The sequence below is a fragment of the Streptomyces typhae genome (assembly GCF_009755605.1).
Lineage (GTDB): Bacteria > Actinomycetota > Actinomycetes > Streptomycetales > Streptomycetaceae > Streptomyces > Streptomyces typhae.
Genome location: NZ_WPNZ01000012.1, coordinates 13078 through 32394, shown reverse-complemented (window position 1 = coordinate 32394; position 19317 = coordinate 13078). Strand labels below are relative to the sequence as shown.

The 19317-nt window shown below is 72.1% G+C and carries 12 protein-coding genes and 1 pseudogene; 7 read left to right on the top strand and 6 right to left on the bottom strand.

What is annotated here, in order from left to right:
- Positions 1-114: 114 nt before the first annotated feature.
- From GPA10_RS21905 to GPA10_RS21895, 3 genes are all read right to left on the bottom strand, one after another.
- Positions 115-2604, bottom strand: a complete 2490-nt coding sequence (locus GPA10_RS21905; RefSeq protein WP_343041200.1) for a GcvT family protein — start codon at positions 2602-2604, stop codon at positions 115-117.
- Positions 2601-3686 (bottom strand): S-(hydroxymethyl)mycothiol dehydrogenase, encoded by a 1086-nt coding sequence (locus tag GPA10_RS21900; protein WP_343041199.1) that lies wholly within the window; start codon positions 3684-3686, stop codon positions 2601-2603. Before GPA10_RS21900 ends, GPA10_RS21905 begins: the two co-directional genes overlap by 4 nt.
- 341 nt (positions 3687-4027) lie before the next feature.
- Complete coding sequence (locus tag GPA10_RS21895) at positions 4028-4771, bottom strand: IclR family transcriptional regulator (protein WP_058852058.1); 744 nt, start codon at positions 4769-4771, stop codon at positions 4028-4030.
- Between the two features lie 315 nt (positions 4772-5086).
- On the opposite strand from GPA10_RS21895, the pseudogene GPA10_RS42620 reads away from it, so the two are divergent.
- Both GPA10_RS42620 and GPA10_RS41760 read left to right on the top strand, forming a co-directional pair.
- Positions 5087-5383, top strand: a pseudogene (locus tag GPA10_RS42620) (bifunctional 3-phenylpropionate/cinnamic acid dioxygenase ferredoxin subunit); the annotation flags it as partial.
- 170 nt (positions 5384-5553) lie between these two features.
- A complete protein-coding gene (locus GPA10_RS41760) occupies positions 5554-7263 on the top strand; it encodes an NAD(P)/FAD-dependent oxidoreductase (protein WP_246259542.1) in 1710 nt (569 codons plus the stop codon).
- Here the strand turns inward: GPA10_RS41760 and GPA10_RS21880 are convergent.
- On the bottom strand, positions 7238-7825 hold the full coding sequence (locus tag GPA10_RS21880; RefSeq protein ID WP_157166999.1) for a hypothetical protein: 588 nt from the start codon (positions 7823-7825) through the stop codon (positions 7238-7240). The two genes, GPA10_RS41760 and GPA10_RS21880, sit on opposite strands and share 26 nt — an antisense overlap.
- Before the next feature lie 586 nt (positions 7826-8411).
- On the opposite strand from GPA10_RS21880, the gene GPA10_RS21875 reads away from it, so the two are divergent.
- From GPA10_RS21875 to GPA10_RS21855, 5 genes are read left to right on the top strand one after another with little or no spacing between them, the layout of a single operon-like run.
- The gene (locus GPA10_RS21875) at positions 8412-11525 is read left to right on the top strand and encodes a sensor histidine kinase (RefSeq protein ID WP_157166998.1); all 3114 of its coding nucleotides are present in this window, start codon (positions 8412-8414) and stop codon (positions 11523-11525) included.
- The gene (locus tag GPA10_RS21870) at positions 11522-11962 is read left to right on the top strand and encodes a roadblock/LC7 domain-containing protein (RefSeq protein WP_030560569.1); all 441 of its coding nucleotides are present in this window, start codon (positions 11522-11524) and stop codon (positions 11960-11962) included. The genes GPA10_RS21875 and GPA10_RS21870 overlap by 4 nt, the downstream gene beginning before the upstream one ends.
- Positions 11963-11971: 9 nt before the next feature.
- Positions 11972-12373, top strand: a complete 402-nt coding sequence (locus GPA10_RS21865) for a DUF742 domain-containing protein (protein WP_058851964.1) — start codon at positions 11972-11974, stop codon at positions 12371-12373.
- A 25-nt stretch (positions 12374-12398) separates the two neighbouring features.
- Complete coding sequence (locus GPA10_RS21860) at positions 12399-16193, top strand: hydantoinase B/oxoprolinase family protein (RefSeq protein ID WP_343041198.1); 3795 nt, start codon at positions 12399-12401, stop codon at positions 16191-16193.
- Positions 16190-16795: a GTP-binding protein gene (locus tag GPA10_RS21855; RefSeq protein ID WP_157166997.1), complete on the top strand. Its 606-nt coding sequence runs from the start codon at positions 16190-16192 to the stop codon at positions 16793-16795. Before GPA10_RS21860 ends, GPA10_RS21855 begins: the two co-directional genes overlap by 4 nt.
- A 196-nt stretch (positions 16796-16991) precedes the next feature.
- On the opposite strand, the gene glpK is transcribed toward GPA10_RS21855, so the two are convergent.
- Complete coding sequence (glpK, locus tag GPA10_RS21850) at positions 16992-18509, bottom strand: glycerol kinase GlpK (protein WP_157166996.1); 1518 nt, start codon at positions 18507-18509, stop codon at positions 16992-16994.
- Positions 18510-18533: 24 nt separating this feature from the next.
- Positions 18534-19286: an MIP/aquaporin family protein gene (locus tag GPA10_RS21845; RefSeq protein WP_157166995.1), complete on the bottom strand. Its 753-nt coding sequence runs from the start codon at positions 19284-19286 to the stop codon at positions 18534-18536.
- Between the last annotated feature and the right edge of the window lie 31 nt (positions 19287-19317).

Below are 19317 nucleotides of genomic sequence, written 5' to 3'. Positions count from 1 at the left end.
TCGCCGCACCGGCCCAGAGCCCAAGTGCGCTCCATCACGGGGGCTTCCGGTCGGCACGCCGAGAGCAGTCACCGGACGCCGCTCCTTCCTCCCAGGGGATCCATCAGAAACCCCCTAGCACCTGATGCGGGTCATCTCCGGGTCGAAGAGCGGTTCGTCGGCGACGGTCGCGGGGACCCTCTGACCGAAGTACTCGATGGCGACCCCCGTACCGGCGGCCAGCGGCGGCAGCCAGGCGTACGCGACACAGCGGCCGAGGGTGTAGCCGTACGAGGCGCTGGTCACGTATCCCGCCGACGCGGCCCCGGGCGCCGCGTCGGCGCCGACGTACACGGGCTCGCTGCCGAGGACGACGGCGGTGGGATCGTCGAGGAGGAGAGCGGTGAGCCTGCGGGTGACCGGGCCGCGTCGCGCGAGCGCCTCGCGGCCCACGAAGTCGTCCTTGTCCATGCGGACGGCGAACCCGACGCCCGCTTCGTAGGGGTCGTGTTCGGTGGTCATGTCCTGGCCCCACGCCCGGTAGCCCTTCTCCAGGCGCAGACTGTTGAACGCGCTGCGGCCCGCGGCGATCACGCCGAGGTCCCGGCCCGCGTCCCAGAGCGTGTCCCACAGCCGGAGCCCCAGGTCGGCACTGGTGTACAGCTCCCATCCCAGCTCGCCCACATAGCTCAGACGCATCGCCGTGACCGGTACGTGGCCGATGTGGGTACGGCGTGCCTTGAAGTACCCGAACGCCTCGTGCGAGAAGTCGTCACGGGTCAGCGGCTGGACGAGCGCGCGGGCCAGCGGCCCCCAGACGCCGACGCAGCACGTCCCTTGGGTGATCTCCCTGATGTGGACGTCGCCGGGCGCGTGGGACCGTAGCCAGGTGAGATCGGCGGGGGAGTTGGCGCCGAGCTGGAAGTGGTCGGGGGCGAGCCGTGCCACGGTCAGATCGGAGCGGATGCCGCCCGCCTCGTCGAGAAGGAGGGTGTACGTGACCGAGCCAGGCTTTTTGCGGAGATTGTTGCTGGTCATGCGCTGAAGGAAGCCCAGGGACCCGGGCCCTGCGACCTCCAGGCGGCGCAGGGGCGTCATGTCGTACAGCGCGACGCGCTCCCGGGTTGCCCGCGCCTCGGCGGCGGCGACGGGTGACCAGTGGCGGGCCGACCAGTCGTCCCGCGCGGGTACGTCCCAGTCGGTGGCGAGCGCGGCGTTGGTCTCGTACCAGTGGGGCCGTTCCCAGCCTCCGCTCTCCAGGAAGACCGCGCCCAGCTCCTGCTGGCGGGCGTAGAAGGGGCTGACGCGCAGCGGGCGCGGCTCGTCGGCGGGCTGGAGCGGATGGACGATGTCGTACACCTCGGCGAACTGCCGCGCACCGCGTTCGGCGACATACGCGGGGGAGCGCTGGGCGTCCTCGAAGCGGGCCGGGTCGCAGTCGTGGACGTCCGTGCCGGGCCGCCCGTCGACCATCCACTCGGCGAGCGCCTTCGCCACGCCCGCGGAGTGGGTGACCCAGACGGCCTCGGCGAGCCAGAAGCCGCGCAGCGCGGGGGCCTCACCGAGCAGCGGCATGCCGTCCGGGGTGAAGGAGAAGACACCGTTGAAGCCCTCTTCGACGGCCGACTCCTTGAGCGCGGGCAGCAGTCCGCAGCAGTCCTGCCAGCTCGGAGCGAAGTCCTCTTCGGTGAACGGGAAGGAGGACGGCATGGCGAGGCCCTCGGCGGTGGCCTCGTCGTACGGGGGAACGGCGAACGGGTCGACGGGAAGGGGACGGTGGGCGTAGGAGCCGATGCCGATGCGGTCGGTGTGCTCGCGGAAGTAGAGGTCGCGGTCCTGGAAGCGGAGGATGGGCCGGGACGCCTCGGTGCGGGGATCGTTCGCTCCGGCGAGCTCGGGCAGGGGGCGGGTCCGTGCGTACTGGTGGGCGAGCGGTTGCAGGGGGACGTCGACGCCCGCCATGCGTCCGATCACCGGCCCCCAGAAGCCCGCCGCCGACACGACATGGTCCGCGGGGAAGGTGCCGCGGTCGGTGACGACGCCGGTGACGCGGCCCTCGGCGCGCTCGATGCCGGTGACCGTGTGCCGGTCCAGGAACCGGGCGCCGCGGCGGGTGGCCCGGTCGAGCTGGGCGCGGCAGGCGGGCACGGCTCGGGCCAGGCCGTCGTCGGGGGTGTGCAGACCGCCGAGGACCTGACCGGTGTCGAGCAGGGGCCACAGGTCCTTGCAGCGTACGGCGTCGACGAGTTCGGCCCGGATGCCCCAGGACGCGGCGAGCCCCGCCTTGCGATGCAGGTCGGCCCAGCGTTCCTGGGTGGTGGCGAGTTCCAGGCCGCCGACCGGACGGAAGCACGGCAGTCCGTCGACGGACAGGGAGCCGAACTTCCGCACGGTGTAGGCGGCGAATCCGCTGAGCGTCCTGGAAGGACTGGTCTGGAAGACGAGCCCCGGCGCATGGGAGGTGGAGCCGCCGGGCGCGGGCAGCGGGCCCTGTTCGAGGACGGTGACGTCGGTCCAGCCGCGGGCGGTGAGTTCGTCGGCGAGGCAGCACCCGACGACGCCCGCCCCGACGACAACGACACGAGGGGAGGTTCCGGGCGCTGCGGCGGTGGGGCGGCCGGTCACAGGACCACCACCGATCGCAGCACCTCACCGCGGCGCATCCGGGCGAACGCCTCCTCGACCTCGGCGAGAGTGATCTTCTCGGTCACGAAGGCGCCGAGGTCGAGCCTGCGGCTGAGGTACTGGTCGACGAGGAGGGGGAAGTCCCGGGTGGGCAGACAGTCGCCGTACCAGGACGACTTGAGGGCGCCGCCGCGTGAGAACAGGTCGATCAGCGGCAGTTCCATGGACATCGCCGGATCGGGCACACCGACCTGGACGAGCACGCCCGCGTGGTCGCGCATGTAGAAGGCCTGTTCGTACGTCTCCGGTACGCCGACCGCGTCGATGGCGACGTCGACGCCGAAGCCGCCGGTGAGCCCGCGGACCGCCTCGACGGGGTCGGTGCCCCGCGAGTTGACCGTGTGGGTCGCGCCGAACCGGGTCGCGCCGTCGAGTTTCGCGTCGTCGATGTCGACGGCGATCACGCGCCGAGCCCCGGCGTGCGAGGCCCCCGCGATCGCGGCGCAGCCGACGCCGCCGCAGCCGATGACGGCGACGGTGTCGCCGCGGCCCACGTTTCCGGTGTTCACGGCCGCCCCGTAGCCGGCCATGACGCCGCAGCCGATCAGGCCTGCCGCCTCCGGCCGGGCCGCCGGATCGACCTTCACGGCCTGGCCCGCGGCGACGAGCGTCTTCTCGGCGAAGGCGCCGATACCGAGCGCGGCGCTCAGCGGAGTGCCGTCGAGAAGCGTCATGGGCTGGGCCGCGTTACGGGAATCGAAGCAGTACCAGGGACGGCCGCGCAGACAGGAGCGGCATGTGCCGCAGGGCGCGCGCCACGCGATGACCACGTAGTCGCCGGGCCGCAGCCCGCCGGAGTCGGGACCGACCGCCTCGACGGTGCCCGCGGCCTCGTGCCCGAGCAGGAACGGGAAGTCGTCGGAGACCGCGCCCTCCCGGTAGTGCAGGTCGGTGTGGCAGACCCCGCAGGCCTGCACGGAGACAAGTACCTCTCCCGGACCGGGATCCGGCACGACGATCGTCTGCACCTCGACGGGTGCGCCCTTCTTCGCGGCGACGACGCCACGGACCTCGTGTGGCACGACCAGGCTCCTCGACTTTGGGTCGTCTGTTGCGTACTCCACGATCGGTTGCGCTATGAGAGACATCGTGGGAGTCGCATCAACGAACCGTCAAGGGGCCGTGGTGCACGCTGGTAAACGCTCCGGGAGTCGCGAGAGCGGATGGGTACGGCCCTGGCCACACCCCGAGCCCACGCCCCCGGCACACGACGAGCGCGGAGCCTGGAACGTGCGGCTCCGCGCTCGGGTTCAGTGGTGGCTGTGGCTGTGGCTGTGGCAGCGGTGGCAGTGGTGGCGGTGGCAGTGTCAGTGCTGGCGATGGCGGTGGTATCGACGGAGCGGGACCGCCGCTCCGGGGGGCGTCAGAAGCCGTAGCCCATGCGGCGCGAGAGCTCCGTCGCCGCCGCGACCGTGCGCTTGGCCAGTTCGGTGAGCCGTTCCTCGGTCAGCCGGTACACGGGACCGGAGGCGCTCAACGCGCCGATGACCTTGCCGTCGTGCGCGCGCACCGGCGCGGCCACCGCGGCCAGGCCCACCTCCAGCTCCTCCACGGCGATCGCGAAGCCCTGCTGGACGACGGCCTCCAGATCGCGGCGCAGCGCCACCGTCCCGGTCACCGTGTGGTCGGTGATGCGCGGCAGTGTGCGCGCGACCATGCCTTCGCGCAGGGTCGTCGGAAGGTGCGCGAGCAGCACCTTTCCGCTGGAGGTGGCGTGCAGCGGGGTGCGCCGGCCGAGCCAGTTCTGGGCGGTCACGGAGGCCGGGCCGCGGGCCTGCATGATGTTGACCGCGGCGTCGTCGTCGAGGACGGCGATGTTGACCGTCTCGCCCACTTCGTCGGCGAGTTCGCGGCAGACCGGGCCGCCCTCCTGGGAGATGTCCATCCGCACGGCCGCCGCCCCGGCGAGGCGCAGCACGCCCGCGCCGAGGAAGTACTTGCCGCGGTCCTTCGCCTGCCCGACGAGCCCGCGGTTCTCGAGCACCCCGAGCAGCCGGAAGGCGGTCGACTTGTGCACCCCGAGCTCGTCGGCGATCTCGGTGACCCCTGCTTCGCCGTGCCGGGCGAGGATCTCCAGGACGCTCACCGCGCGGTCCACGGACTGCACGGAACCGGCGGACGCCTTCGCCTCGCGAGGCTTCTCCGGCTTGTCCCGGTGCGCCTCACGGCGCTGCTCCCGGGGCCCCTCCCGGCGGGGTTCCCCGTTCTGGCCAGGCTCTTTCCGCGTGCGGTTCATATCTCAACTCTCACCACTCGGCGGCCGTTCGAAGCCGCGTCCCAGGGAGGCCCTTGACGCGATGGGCTTCCCACCGGATTCTGTTGCGCATAGCGCTCTCTGATGCGTCATATGAAACTGCATGCTAGCGAAGAGTCCCTCGCCGAAACGGCCCAGGAACGGGCCGACCGATCCAGAGGAGGGCCCGTGCTCCCCGTCTGCCGTATCGAAGACCTCCCCTCGGGCGAGTCCGTCCGGCTCGACACCACACCGCCCGTCGCGGTGTTCAACGCGGACGGCGAGCTGTACGCCGTCGACGACACCTGCAGTCACCAGGACGCCTCCCTGTCCGAGGGCTGGCTCGAGGGCTGTCTGGTCGAATGCCCCCTGCACGCGGCCACCTTCGACCTCCGCACGGGCGAGCCGACGTGCCTGCCGGCCCGGCGCGCGGTGCGCACCCACCGCGTGAGCGTGGTCGACGGGACGATCCATGTCCACCTCACCGAACCGGCCGCCGTCCCGATGCCGGCCCGGACACCGGTCGCCGCGACCACCCCGGCCACCGTGACCGCGTCGGCTGCCGTGACCGCCCCGGTCGCCGCGGTCGCCCCGGCCACCGCGACCACCTCGGCCGCCGCCGCGCTGGGCCCGCTCGCCGCCGAGGACTCCGCCGCATGAGGACCGTCGCCGTCGTGGGCGCCTCCCTCGCCGGTCTCTACGCGGCACGCGAACTGCGTGCCCAGGGCTACGACGGCCGCCTCGTGATCATCGGAGCGGAGCCTCATCCGCCGTACGACCGTCCACCGCTGTCCAAGGACTTCCTGGCGAACGAGGGATCCCTCGCGCACAAGGGATCCCTCGCGGACAACAACTCCCTCGCGTACGAGGGCTCGCTCGCGAACAGGGACTGCTTTGCGCACGAGGAATCCCTCGCGCACGCGGGTTTCCTCGCGGATGCGGGCCCGCCCGCGTACGCGCACGAAGCCATCACCGCTCCGCCCGGTGAGGCGGCTCCCGGAGGTACGAACCTCGGCGGGGCAGCCCGAGGTTCGGCTTGCCGCGACGAGGCGCGCCCCGGCAAGCCGAACCTCGGCGCCCCGCACCCGGCCGCCCCGGGCCAGAACCCCCCGCACCCGGCCGCCTCAGGCCTCGACGAGGCGACCACCGACGGCAGCCTCCTCACCCTCGCCGACCCCGAGGAGATCGCCGAGCTGGCCGCCGACTGGCTGCTCGGTGTGCGCGCGACCCGACTCGACCCCCGCGGCCGCACCGTCCACCTCGACGACGGCCGTGCGGTCGTCACCGACGGCGTGGTCGTGGCGACCGGCGCGTCGGCCCGTCGCCTGCCGGGCCCGCGACTCGCGGGCGTCCACACCCTGCGCACCCTCGACGACGCCCGTGCCCTGCGCGCCGAACTGAACCGGGGGCCGCGCAGCGTCGTGGTGATCGGCGGCGGCTTCATCGGCGCGGAGACGGCGTCGTCGTGCGCCGCGCTGGGCCACGACGTCACCGTCGTCGAGGCGGCACCCCTGCCCCTGATCCCGCAACTCGGCCCCGACATGGCCGCGTTCTGCGCCGGCCTGCACCGGCGCGGCGGCGTGCGCCTGCTGACCGGGACGGGGGTAACGCGCCTGCGCCACACGGCCGCCGGTGGGTCGGCGGGCTCGCATGGCACGGTGGGCTCCCGTGCCACGGCGGGCTCGCATGGTGCGACGGTCCCTCCTGGCGCAGTGGGCCCCCGGGGCGGAGTGGGCCTCCGTGCCGCAGGGTCCTCCGGTGGCGCGGCGCGATCCGGCGGCAGGACCCGCCCCGAACGCGTCACCGCTGTAGAGCTCACCGACGGCCGCCTCCTGCGCGCGGACGTGGTCGTCGTCGGCATCGGTGCGACCCCCAACTCGGGCTGGCTGGCGGACGGCGTGCTCGCCGACCGTGACGGTGTCCACTGCGACGCCGGCTGTGTCACCAGCCTTCCCCAGGTGGTCGCCGTGGGGGATGTGGCCCGTGTCGGCGGCGTCCGCGCCGAGCACTGGACGAGCGCGACCGAACAACCTCGCGTCGCCGTACGCAACTTGCTCGCCGGACGCACCGTGGAGACCTTCAGCGCACTCCCGTACTTCTGGTCCGACCAGTACGGCTCCCGCATCCAGTTCGCCGGACACCGGCCCGCGGACGCCACCGTACGCATCGAGGAGGGCAGTGTGGACAGCGGCAGCTTCCTGGCCCTCTACGAGCAGGCCGGCCGACTGCGAGCCGCTCTCGCCGTCGATCGGCCGCGGCCTTTCATGAAGGTGCGGCGCCAACTGCGGACCCAGGGGCCGGAGACGGGGCCGAGGCCAAGACCGAGTGGAGCCGAGCGCGCTACGGGTGCGACAGCTGTCCCCTAGCTCCGCCGCCGGCGCCTCCGCGGCTGCGTATGTCCTCCTTCGAGCGGGTGGCCGCGGAGCGGGCGGCGGCACGGGCGTCGCGCCGGGCCCGGCGCCGCTCTCGGCGCAGCTGACGCGCCGAGCTGCTGGGCATCGACACGACGCCGTTGCGCTGGTTCCACACCTGGCGGGTCACCCAGACGTCGCACACGCTCCAGGTGGCCCCGATCGTGCTGGCCACGCTGCTGAGGACCATGGGGAAGGCGAGCCAGGACTCGGCCATCGTGCAGAAGAACGCCGTCATCGCCTGGATGAGCGTCAGCGACACGATGAGCACCGCCCGCACGGCCGCCGACCGCACGGGGTCCGGCAGTCTCCGCCGGGTCGCGGGCTCCTCGATCCACAACTCCCGCCGTTCGACGTACTCGTCGCCCTGATCGTCCTCGTCGTAGGCCTCGGGGCCGTACCCGGCGGATGCCACCGCGTGCGGCCCCGCGCCCGGCGTCCGTGCGCCCTCCAGCGTCCGCGTGCCCCCCGGCGTTCGTACGTCCTCCGACGCCCTCCGACGTTCCTTCGTGCCCATCAACTCGTCACTCCCCCCGCTGCGCTGCCCTGCCCGTGCGTCTGCCTGACCCCGCACCGGCTGCTGAGCCGATGCCGTGGCCGTCCTGCCGGGTGCCGCGCGGCCGGTCGATCGAGAGCTCTCATGTCCGACTCTCCACTTGCTGCCCGCTTTACGGCGCTTCACGCGGCAGCGCAAGGGACTCCGCGCGTGCCCGCCTGTCGTTCGTGTCCCTTGTATGGCCCCGGCTACCCCGTATCCCCCCGAGCAACTGCTCTCGTACTGAGAGACGAACGGGTGTCCCGAAAGATTCCCGCCCGGCAGGGAAGATCCCCTCCTGCCGCGAATGGTTCCATGCAGCGAACACTTCAGGCCAACTGGGCCGTCCGGCACGGGGGATGGGGGTGTCGGGCTGGCGCCGCATGCGGGAGGCAATCTCCCCCAATGCCCGGACAACTGGTGACGTCCCTTTCGCGTCACGGCTGAAAAGCGTCCGGACGTGCCTTCGAGTTGCCCGTGTGTCAGTAGTAGGCTCGCGCCGTTTGTTGACGCACATGCGTGCCCCCGGTCAATTCCTGATCGCGAGGGGCCCGATCTGGGGGAGGCCATGCGCTTTCGCGGGAAGTCAATCCGCCGGAAGATCGTGGCATTGCTGCTCGTGCCGCTCGTGTCCCTCACGGCGATCTGGGGCTTTGCCACGTTCCTCACGGGGCGCGAGGCGAACAAGCTGATCGGCACCGCCAAGATCATTGACGAGCTGGCCTTTCCCGTCCAGGACGCCGCCGAGGTGGTCCAGGAGGAGCGCCGTCAGACCCTCGTCTATCTGGCGGACCCCCGGGCCTCGGACGCACTCGCCGCACTGCGACGCAGCCGGGAGGCCACCGACAAGAGCGTGGCCAGGGTCGAGTACCGGGCCAAGCACTCCGACTCGCGCGGATCGCTCGACGATCAGTCCGAGGAGCGCCTCAGCGTGGCCCTCGACGCCTTCAAGGGCCTCGACGCGCTGCGCCGCACGGTCGAGGAAGGCACGATCAGCCGCGAGAAGGCGCTGAAGATGTACACGCGCCTGACCGAGCCCTGCTTCGGCTTCCTGATGACGCTCAACGCCCTCGACGACGTGGGTGTCACCGCGGAGGGCCGCGCGCTCGTCGGTGTCGACCAGGCGCGGGAACTGCTGTCCCGCGAGGACGCGTTGATCGGTTCGGCGCTCGTCGCGGGCAGTGTCACCAGAGGTGAGATCCGCCAGGTCACCGATCTGACGGCGCAGCGCAGCCTGCTCCTGGACAACAGCCTCGCGCAGCTCCCCGACGCCGAGCGCGCCCGCTTCGAGCGCTACTGGAACGGCGCCGAGACCAGCCGCCTGCGCGACGCCGAGAAGTCCCTGGTGGAGTCCGGCGCCGGCACCCCGCGCGGGGTCACCTCCGGCGACTGGAACCGCGAGGCACGCAAGGTCCTGACCGGCCTCGCCGACCGCAACGACGACGCCGTCGAGCGCCTGCGGGAACGCGCCCGCCCCGCAGCCGTCAGCGTCATCGTCCAACTGGCCGTCATCGGTGTGCTCGGCCTGCTCGCCGTGATCTTCTCCCTCTTCCTCTCCATCCGCGTCGGCCGCAGCCTGATCCGGGACCTGCGCCGGCTGCGCCTGGAGGCCCACGAGGCCTCCGGTGTGCGGCTGCCCGGCCTGCTGCGCCGCCTCGCGGCGGGCGAACAGGTCGACGTGGAGACCGAGGCCCCCCGCCTGACCTACGACAAGGACGAGATCGGCCAGGTCGGCCAGGCGCTCAACACCCTCCAGCGCGCCGCGGTCGAAGCCACCGTCAAGCAGGCGGACCTGCGCCGCGGCGTCTCCGAAGTGTTCGTCAACCTCGCCCGCCGCAGCCAGGTCCTGCTGCACAAGCAGCTCACGCTCCTCGACACCATGGAACGCAGGACCGAGGACACCGACGAGCTCGCCGACCTGTTCCGCCTCGACCACCTCACCACCCGCATGCGGCGGCACGCCGAAGGCCTGGTCATCCTCTCCGGAGCCGCGCCGTCACGGCAGTGGCGCAAGCCCGTCCAGCTCATGGACGTCGTCCGCGCCGCCGTCGCCGAGGTCGAGGACTACGAACGCATCGAGGTGCGCCGCCTGCCGCGCATCGCCGTCACGGGCCCCGCGGTCGCCGACCTCACCCATCTGCTCGCCGAGCTCCTGGAGAACGCCACGGTGTTCTCGCCCCCGCACACCGCGGTGCAGGTCCTCGGTGAGCACGTCGCCAACGGCTTCACCCTGGAGATCCACGACCGCGGCCTCGGCATGGCCTCCGAAGCCCTCCTGGACGCCAACCTCCGCCTGGCGGAGACCCCCGAGTTCGAACTGTCCGACACCGACCGCCTCGGCCTCTTCGTGGTCAGCCGCCTGGCCCAGCGCCAGCGCGTCCGGGTCTCTCTGCAGCCCTCCCCGTACGGCGGCACCACCGCTGTCGTGTTCATACCGGAGACGCTGCTCACCGACGACGTGTCCGACACCGGAGGCGTGGGTTTCCGCCTCGACCGGCCCCTGCCCCAGAAGACCCTCGGCGGCGACCCCGCGAAGGAGCGGACGGCGGCCCTCGCCCAGACGGCCGTCGAACTCCCCGGACTTCCCGCCTCCGTTCTCGACGGCCCGGTCGAGCTGGAGGCACCGGTCGGCATGGCCGGTCTGGACGGCTTCCCTGGCGCCCTTGAGGACGAGGACAGCGAACGCGGCGGCCTGTTCCGCCCCCGCCGCCGCGCCACGGACCTCCCCAAGGAGCAGCACCAGCAGGCGCGTGACACACGGGAACCCGACCTCGTCGAACCGGTACGGGCCACCGACTCCCTCGCACACGAGCCGCCACACTCCGAAGAACTCCTCGACGACGATCAGGCCCCCGGCGGCACCGTACCGCTCGCGCGCCGCCGCACGCCGAAGCTCGTGTCCTCGCACGGGCGTCGCGTGGGCCCCGCGCGGACACGCGACACGGACGGCGCGGACGACCTGGACGACGACTCCCGCGCGCGCCGCGAGCCCGGCGCGGGTTGGCCGGGGCGCGGCCCCGGACGGGACCCCAGGGCCACGGGCCAGGCACCCGCGGACACCCGTCCGGACCCGGGCGCCGCACGCGGCACCCCCGACCGGCGCGTACGGGACGGCCTCGGCGCCCCCGCGCGGGACGGCGCCGACTCCTCCGCGGGCGCCGGCCTCGACCTGCCGCGCCGCCCCCGTTCGGACACCGGCTGGCCCGACCTCACGCCGCCGCGCCCGCTGGGCACGGAAACCCCGGCCGGCTCGCAGCCGCTGCTGCCCCGGCGCCGTCCGATGTCGGACGCGCCGCCCGCCACCACCCGCACGGAGACGCCGCCCGGTGCGGACCGGGCGGCGAGGACGGACAGAGGATCCATGGACCGGGCCGCAGGCAGCATGGACACGCCGCCCCGCACGGCCGCCGACGACCCGGTCGCACCCGCCCCGGGAGGGCTGCCGCGCAGGGTCAGGCAGGCCAGCCTCGCCCCGCAGCTGAAGCAGGCACCGGACCGCCGTACGGAGCCTGACGCCGCCCCCGCCGGGGCCGGGACGGAGGAGCGCGACGCCGACGAGGTCCGCAGCCGGATGGCTTCGCTCCAGCGCGGCTGGCAGCGCGGTCGCGAAGAGAACGCCGCGGGCGACGACGTCCAGGACGGCGCAGCACCAGGAACGACATCTGAGGGGGACGGTCGATGACCGCACCGAAGGCCGACGCACGCACCACCGCGACCGGGGGATCGGGAGAGCTGAACTGGCTCCTCGACGACCTGGTGGAGCGTGTCGCCAGCATCCGCAAAGCGCTCGTGCTCTCCGGGGACGGGCTGCCCACGGGCGTGTCGAAGAACCTGACGCGTGAGGACAGCGAGCATCTCGCCGCTGTCGCGTCCGGCTTCCACAGCCTCGCCAAGGGCGTCGGACGCCACTTCGAAGCGGGCAAGGTCCGGCAGACGGTCGTCGAACTGGACGACGCCTTCCTCTTCGTCACGGCCGCGGGCGACGGCAGCTGTCTCGCCGTGCTCGCGGACGCGGACTCCGACGTCGGCCTGGTGGCGTACGAGATGACGCTGCTGGTCAAGAGGGTGGGTGTGCACCTGGGGTCGGCGCCGCGCACCGACCTGCCCACGGGAGGGTAGTGGGAGGGCATGAGCGACGACGACGGTCAGGTCGAGATGCCGCACTGGTTCGACGACGACGCGGGCCCGGTGGTGCGCCCGTACGCGATGACACGCGGCCGCACGACCAGCGCGGGCCAGCACCGCCTCGACCTGATCGCGGTCGTGATCGCGGAGTCCCGCGCAGAGGAGACGGAGGCCGACCAGACACTGTCCCCGGAGCACGTGGACATCGTCGGCCTGTGCCGCGACACGCCGCAGTCCGTCGCGGAACTGGCGGCGGAACTGGACCTTCCGATCGGCGTCGTCCGCGTCCTCATCGGTGACCTGGTCGACGACCGACTGGTGCACGTGACCCGCCCCGTTCCCCCCGCCGAGCTGCCGGACGAGAGTATTCTGCGCGACGTGATCAACGGCCTCCGGGCGCTCTGAACAGCGCGAGAGCGGGGATTGAGACGTGACAGGATGGCAGTTCTGGGTCGACAGGGGCGGCACGTTCACGGACGTCGTCGCCCGCGGCCCGGACGGCGCTCTGCGCACGCACAAGCTCCTGTCCGACAACCCGGACCGCTACGCGGACGCGGCGGTCGCCGGCATCCGGGAACTCCTCGCACAGGCCGACGCGTTGAAGAAGGCGGACGCCCCGCAGGGGAATGCGGGTGCCCCGCAAGGGACTGGGGACACCCCGCAAGGGCATCAAAGGCATGATGCCCTGCCGGACCGTGCGGCCGCTCCGCGGAAGCAGAAGAACGTCGACACCGTCCGCATGGGGACCACCGTCGCCACCAACGCCCTCCTGGAGCGCAAGGGCGAGCCCACCGCCCTTGTCATCACGCGCGGCTTCCGGGACGCGCTGCGCATCGCCTATCAGAACCGCCCCCACATCTTCGCCCGCGCCATCGTCCTCCCCGAGGAGCTCTACGCCCGCGTCATCGAGTTCGACGAGCGCGTCGGTGCCGACGGCGAGGTGCTGCGCGCCCCCGACCTCGACCGACTCGGGGCGGCCCTGCGGGAGGCCTACGGCGACGGCATCCGCGCCGTCGCCGTCGTGTGCGTGCACAGCCATCTGCACCCCGCCCACGAGCAGGCGGCCGGGGACCTCGCGCGGCGCATCGGCTTCCCGCAGGTCTCGCTCTCCAGCGAGGTCAGCCCGCTGATGAAACTCGTGCCGCGCGGAGACACCGCCGTCGTCGACGCCTATCTCTCACCCGTCCTGCGACGCTACGTCCAGCACGTGGCCGACGAACTGCACGGCGTGCGGCTGATGTTCATGCAGTCCAACGGAGGGCTCGCGGCGGCGGGCCAGTTCCGCGGCAAGGACGCCGTCCTGTCCGGGCCCGCGGGCGGCATCGTGGGCATGGCCCGGATGTCGGAACTCGCCGGCTTCGACAAGGTCATCGGCTTCGACATGGGCGGCACGTCGACGGACGTCTCGCACTACGCTGGCGCGTACGAGAGGGTCTTCACGACGCAGATCGCGGGCGTACGACTGCGCGCGCCCATGCTGGACATCCACACGGTGGCCGCGGGCGGCGGCTCCGTCCTGCACTTCGACGGCAGCCGCTACCGGGTGGGACCCGACTCCGCGGGCGCCGCCCCCGGCCCCGCGTGCTACCGCGGCGGCGGCCCGCTCACCGTCACCGACGCCAATGTGGCCCTCGGACGCATCCAGGCGGCCCACTTCCCGCGGGTGTTCGGACCGGACGGCGACCAGCCGCTCGACGACGGCCTCGTACGCACACGGTTCGCCGAACTCGCACGGGACATCACCGCGCGCACGGGCGACGACCGCACCGCCGAGCAGGTCGCGGAGGGCTACCTCCAGATCGCCGTCGCCAACATCGCCGCCGCCGTCAAGCGCATCTCGGTCCAGAAGGGCCACGACATCACGCGGTACGCCCTGACGACCTTCGGCGGCGCGGGCGGCCAGCACGCCTGCATGGTGGCCGACTCGCTCGGCATCCGCACCGTCCTCGTACCGCCCATGGCGGGCGTCCTGTCCGCCCTCGGCATCGGACTCGCCGACACGACGGCGATGCGCGAGCAGTCCGTGGAGGCCCCCCTGGAGGGTGCCGCCATGCCCCGCGTCCACCGGACGGCCGACGACCTGGAGACCGCCGCCCGTGGCGAGCTGGCCGCCGAGGACGTACCGGACGACCGCGTGCACGTCACGCGCCGCGCCCACCTGCGCTACGACGGCACCGACACCACCCTCGCCGTCGACCTCACCGACGACCCCGACGCCATGGGACGCGCCTTCGAGGAGCGCCACCGCGCCACCTACTCCTTCACCCTGGACCGTCCCGTCGTCGTCGAGGCTCTGTCCGTGGAGGCCACCGGCCGCACCGAACCGCCCGACCTGTCGACGCTCGGCGGAGGCAGCGCCGCACGCGGCCCCGCGCGGACCGTGCGCCTGCACACGGGCGGCTCCTGGCGCGAGGTGCCGCTGCACCACCGTGAGGAACTGCCGCCCGGCGAGCGGGTCACCGGACCCGCGATCATCACGGAGGCCGGCGCGACGACGGTCGTGGACGAGGGCTGGCGGGCGGCCATGACCGGCGACGGGCACCTGGTCATGGAACGGGTGACGGCTCCCGCGAGTTCCTCTGCGGGAACGGAGGCCGACCCGGTTCTCCTGGAGGTCTTCAACAACCTCTTCATGTCCATCGCCGAGCAGATGGGCGCCCGCCTGGAGTCCACCGCCCAGTCGGTCAACATCAAGGAGCGGCTCGACTTCTCCTGCGCCCTCTTCGACCCGGACGGCAACCTCGTCGCCAACGCCCCGCACATCCCCGTGCACCTGGGCTCCATGGGCACCAGCGTCAAGGAGGTGATCCGCCGCCGCGGCTCCACCATGCGGCCCGGTGATGCCTACGCGGTCAACGACCCCTACCACGGCGGCACCCACCTCCCGGACGTCACCGTCATCACGCCCGTCTTCGACGCTCCCGGAGAGCGGATCCTCTTCCACGTGGCGTCGCGCGGCCACCACGCGGAGATCGGCGGCATCGCGCCCGGTTCCATGCCCGCCGACAGCCGCACGATCGAGGAGGAGGGCATCCTCTTCGACAACTGGCTGCTCGTCGAGGACGGACGCTTCCGCGAGGCGGAGACCCTGCGCCTGCTGACCGAGGCCCGCCACCCCTCCCGCAATCCCGCCACCAACCTCGCCGACCTGCGCGCCCAGATCGCCGCCAACCACAAGGGCGTCGACGAAGTGGCCCGCATGATCGAGGACTTCGGCCTCGACGTCGTGCAGGCCTACATGCGGCACGTCCAGGACAACGCCGAGGACTCCGTACGGCGTGTCATCGACACCCTTGAAGAGGGTCGGTTCAGCTACGAGACCGACTCGGGTGCCGTCATCCGGGTGCAGGTCTCCGTAGACCGCGACCAGCGCACGGCGACGATCGACTTCACCGGTACGTCGCCGCAGCTCGCCACCAACTTCAACGCGCCGTTCGCCGTGGTCAACGCCGCTGTCCTGTACGTCTTCCGCACGCTGGTCGGCGACGACATCCCCCTCAACGACGGCTGTCTGCGTCCTCTGCGCATCACCGTGCCGACCGGTACCTTCCTGTCGCCGCAGCCGCCCGCGGCCGTGGTGGCGGGCAACGTGGAGACCTCACAGGCGATCACCGGCGCCCTCTACGGAGCGCTCGGTGTCCAGGCCGAGGGCTCCGGCACGATGAACAACGTCACCTTCGGCAACGACCGGTACCAGTACTACGAGACCGTGGCCTCCGGATCGGGCGCCGGTGACGACTTCGACGGCGCCTCCGTGGTGCAGACCCACATGACCAACTCCCGGCTCACCGACCCCGAGGTCCTCGAATGGCGGCTGCCCGTCGTCCTGGAGGAGTTCGCGGTACGCCACGGCAGCGGCGGAGCGGGCCGCCGAAGGGGCGGGGACGGCGCCACCCGCCGTATCCGCTTCCGGGAGCCCATGACGGTCTCCACTCTGTCCCAGCACCGCGTGGTGCCGCCCTACGGCATGGCGGGCGGCGAGCCCGGCGGCCTCGGCTCGGGGCGCCTCGAGCGTGCCGACGGCAGCGTCGTACGGCTCGCGGGCAGCGACTGCGCCGACGCGGGCCCCGGCGACGTACTCGTGATCGAAACACCCGGCGGCGGCGGATACGGACCGCCACCGGGCGCCCCCTCTGCCGCACCCGCCGCCTCGCCCCCCACGCGGCCCGTCCGACCCACCCACGCGACACCACCGATGACTGATGCAGGAGAAGAAAGCGAATGATCTTCAAGCGTTCTGAGCGCGGTACGGCCCCCGTAGAGCCGGTCACGCTGAAGATCCTGGTGGCGGGCGGATTCGGTGTGGGCAAGACGACCCTCGTCGGCGCGGTCAGCGAGATCAAGCCCCTGCGCACGGAGGAGACCCTCAGCGAGGCGGGCCGGCCCGTCGACGACACCAACGGCGTCCCGGGCAAGCACACCACCACCGTGGCCATGGACTTCGGCCGGATCACACTCCGCGAGGACCTGGTCCTGTACCTCTTCGGCACCCCCGGACAGGACCGCTTCTGGTTCCTGTGGGACGAACTGGCGACAGGGGCGCTCGGCGCCGTCGTGCTCGCCGACACCCGCCGACTCGAGGACTGCTTCGCCGCCGTCGACTACTTCGAGCGCCGCTCCATACCCTTCGTCGTCGGCGTGAACTGCTTCGAAGGGGCGACCCGCTACCCGTCCGACGCGGTACGGCACGCCCTGGACCTCGACGAGAGCACCCCCGTCGTGCTGTGCGACGCGCGTGAGAAGGAGTCCGTCAAGGAGGTCCTGATCGACGTGGTCGAGCACGCGATGGCCGTCGGAGCGGCGGCCAGGGAGCCCGTCGCCACCTGACGCCACCGGGAACGCGCGCAGCAGCGCGTCCTCTGCCCGACCGGGGTATCGAACCGTCGGCTCGCGCGCGCGGGCGGGCGCTGGACCCTGCACGCGGGCGTGCTCTCCACGCGCGCGTGCCCGCCGCGCGGGCCCCGGCCGGGACAGAGGGCCGGAGCCCGCGCGCGGCGCGTGCGTCAGCCCTTGTCAGCCCGCATCAGTCCTCGTCGGCGTGCCAGCCGAAGCTGCGCTCGACCGCCTTGCGCCAGTTGCGGTACTCGCGCTCGCGCTCCTCATCCGCCATGCGCGGCGCCCACTCTGCGTCCCGCTGCCAGTGGGACTTCAGCTCGTCCAGGTCGTGCCACACGCCTGTCGCGAGACCGGCGGCGTACGCGGCCCCCAGACACGTCGTCTCGGACACGCGCGGCCTGATCACCGGCACCCCGAGGACATCCGCCTGGTGCTGCATCAGCAGGCCGTTCCTGGTCATCCCACCGTCGACCTTCAGCGTGGTGATGCGCACTCCGGAGTCCTGGTACATCGCGTCGACGACCTCACGCGTCTGCCAGCTCGTCGCCTCCAGGACCGCGCGGGCGAGATGCGCCTTGGTCACGTACCGGGTGAGGCCGGTGACCACGCCCCGCGCGTCGGAGCGCCAGTAGGGAGCGAACAGACCGGAGAACGCCGGCACGATGTACGCACCGCCGTTGTCGTCCACGCTCGCCGCGAGCGTCTCGATCTCGTCGGCCGAGCGGATGATGCCGAGCTGGTCGCGGAACCACTGCACCAGCGCCCCGGTGATCGCGATCGAGCCCTCCAGGCAGTACACGGGAGCCTCGGAACCGATCTTGTACCCCATGGTCGTGAGCAGGCCGCTCTTGGAGGGCACGGGCCGGCTGCCGGTGTTGAGCAGCAGGAAACTGCCCGTCCCGTAGGTGTTCTTGGCCGTCCCCGTGTCGTAGCAGGCCTGCCCGAAGACCGCGGCCTGCTGGTCGCCGAGCGCGGCGGCCACAGGCACCCCGGAGAGCTGCCCGACCGCCGTGCCGTAGACCTCGGCCGACGACCTGATCTCCGGCAGGACCGCTTCCGGGACGTTCATCGCCGCCAGGATCGAGGAGTCCCACTGGAGGGTCTCCAGGTTCATCAGCATCGTGCGTCCGGCGTTGGTGACGTCGGTGACGTGCACGCCGCCGCCCGTGCCGCCCGTGAGGTTCCAGATCAGCCAGGAGTCGATGGTCCCGAAGGCGATGTCGCCGCGCTCGGCACGCGCCCGCAGCCCCGGGACGTTGTCGAGCAGCCAGGCCGCCTTCGGGCCGGAGAAGTAGCTGGCCAGGGGCAGGCCGGTCCGCTCACGGAAGCGGTCCTGGCCGTCCTGGCCGCCGAGCTCGTTGCAGAGCGCCGATGTCCGCGTGTCCTGCCAGACGATCGCGTTGTGCACCGGCTTGCCCGTGGAGCGGTCCCACAGGACCGTCGTCTCCCGCTGGTTGGTGATGCCGAGGGCGCTCAGCTGGTCGGCGCGCAACCCCGCCTTGGCGAGCGCGCCCGCCACCACCGCCTGCACCTTGGACCAGATCTCCGTGGCGTCGTGTTCCACCCAGCCGGGCTTCGGGAAGATCTGCCGGTGCTCGCGCTGGTCCACGGCGACGATCGCGCCGTCCTGGTTGAAGACGATGCAGCGGCTCGAGGTGGTGCCCTGGTCGATCGCGGCGACGAATTTCTCGGAGCTGTCCGTCATGGCTACCCCTTGGAGGATGGCGCCTCAGAAGGCTGCGTTGTAGATGAGACCCGCTAGGAGCCCGCCGGCCAGCGGTCCTGCGACCGGCACCCAGGCGTAACCCCAGTCGGACGTGCCCTTGTTGGGGATCGGCAGGAAGTGGTGCACGACGCGCGGGCCGAGGTCGCGCGCGGGGTTGATGGCGTAGCCGGTCGGGCCGCCGAGCGACAGGCCGATGCCGACCACGAGGAAGGCGACGATGAGGGTCTGGGTGCCGGACTTGCCGAGGCCCTCTGTGAGCCCGAACGCGAGGATGGGGAGCACCAGGCCGATGGTCCCGATGACTTCGGTGAGGAGGTTCGCGACCGGGTTCCTGATCTCCGGGATGGTGGAGAAGATGCCGAGCGTCGGCGTGGGGCTCCGCGACCCCGGCACGTCCTTGGCGCCGCCCGGGACGTTGGCGTTGAACTGCGCCAGGTACACGAGGTACGCGAGGCCGGCACCCAGCATGGCGCCGATCATCTGCCCCGCCACGTAGATCCAGGTCTTGTCCCACTCGCCGGTGTCGATCGCGATGCCGAGGGTGACGGCGGGGTTGAGGTGGCCGCCGGACAGCGGTGCGGCGGTGTAGGCGCCCGCCATCACCCCGAAGCCCCAGCCGAACGCGATGACGATCCACCCGGAGGCCTGTGCCTTCGAGTGATTCAGAGTGACGGCGGCGCACACGCCGGCGCCGAAGAGAATCAGGATCGCGGTGCCGATGATCTCTCCGACGAAAATATCCCCATTCGAGTACATGGCGGCTCCTAGGCCTTTGCCGGGGTGGTGG

What these genes read in the sequence shown, in the direction of transcription:
- GPA10_RS21845 (WP_157166995.1), bottom strand. Translation starts at nt 19,286, where the DNA reads ATGTACTCGAATGGGGATATTTTCGTCGGAGAGATCATCGGCACCGCG.
- glpK (WP_157166996.1), bottom strand. Translation starts at nt 18,509, where the DNA reads ATGACGGACAGCTCCGAGAAATTCGTCGCCGCGATCGACCAGGGCACC.
- GPA10_RS21875 (WP_157166998.1), top strand. Translation starts at nt 8,412, where the DNA reads ATGCGCTTTCGCGGGAAGTCAATCCGCCGGAAGATCGTGGCATTGCTG.
- GPA10_RS41760 (WP_246259542.1), top strand. Translation starts at nt 5,554, where the DNA reads ATGAGGACCGTCGCCGTCGTGGGCGCCTCCCTCGCCGGTCTCTACGCG.
- GPA10_RS21870 (WP_030560569.1), top strand. Translation starts at nt 11,522, where the DNA reads ATGACCGCACCGAAGGCCGACGCACGCACCACCGCGACCGGGGGATCG.
- GPA10_RS21880 (WP_157166999.1), bottom strand. Translation starts at nt 7,825, where the DNA reads ATGGGCACGAAGGAACGTCGGAGGGCGTCGGAGGACGTACGAACGCCG.
- GPA10_RS21855 (WP_157166997.1), top strand. Translation starts at nt 16,190, where the DNA reads ATGATCTTCAAGCGTTCTGAGCGCGGTACGGCCCCCGTAGAGCCGGTC.
- GPA10_RS21865 (WP_058851964.1), top strand. Translation starts at nt 11,972, where the DNA reads ATGAGCGACGACGACGGTCAGGTCGAGATGCCGCACTGGTTCGACGAC.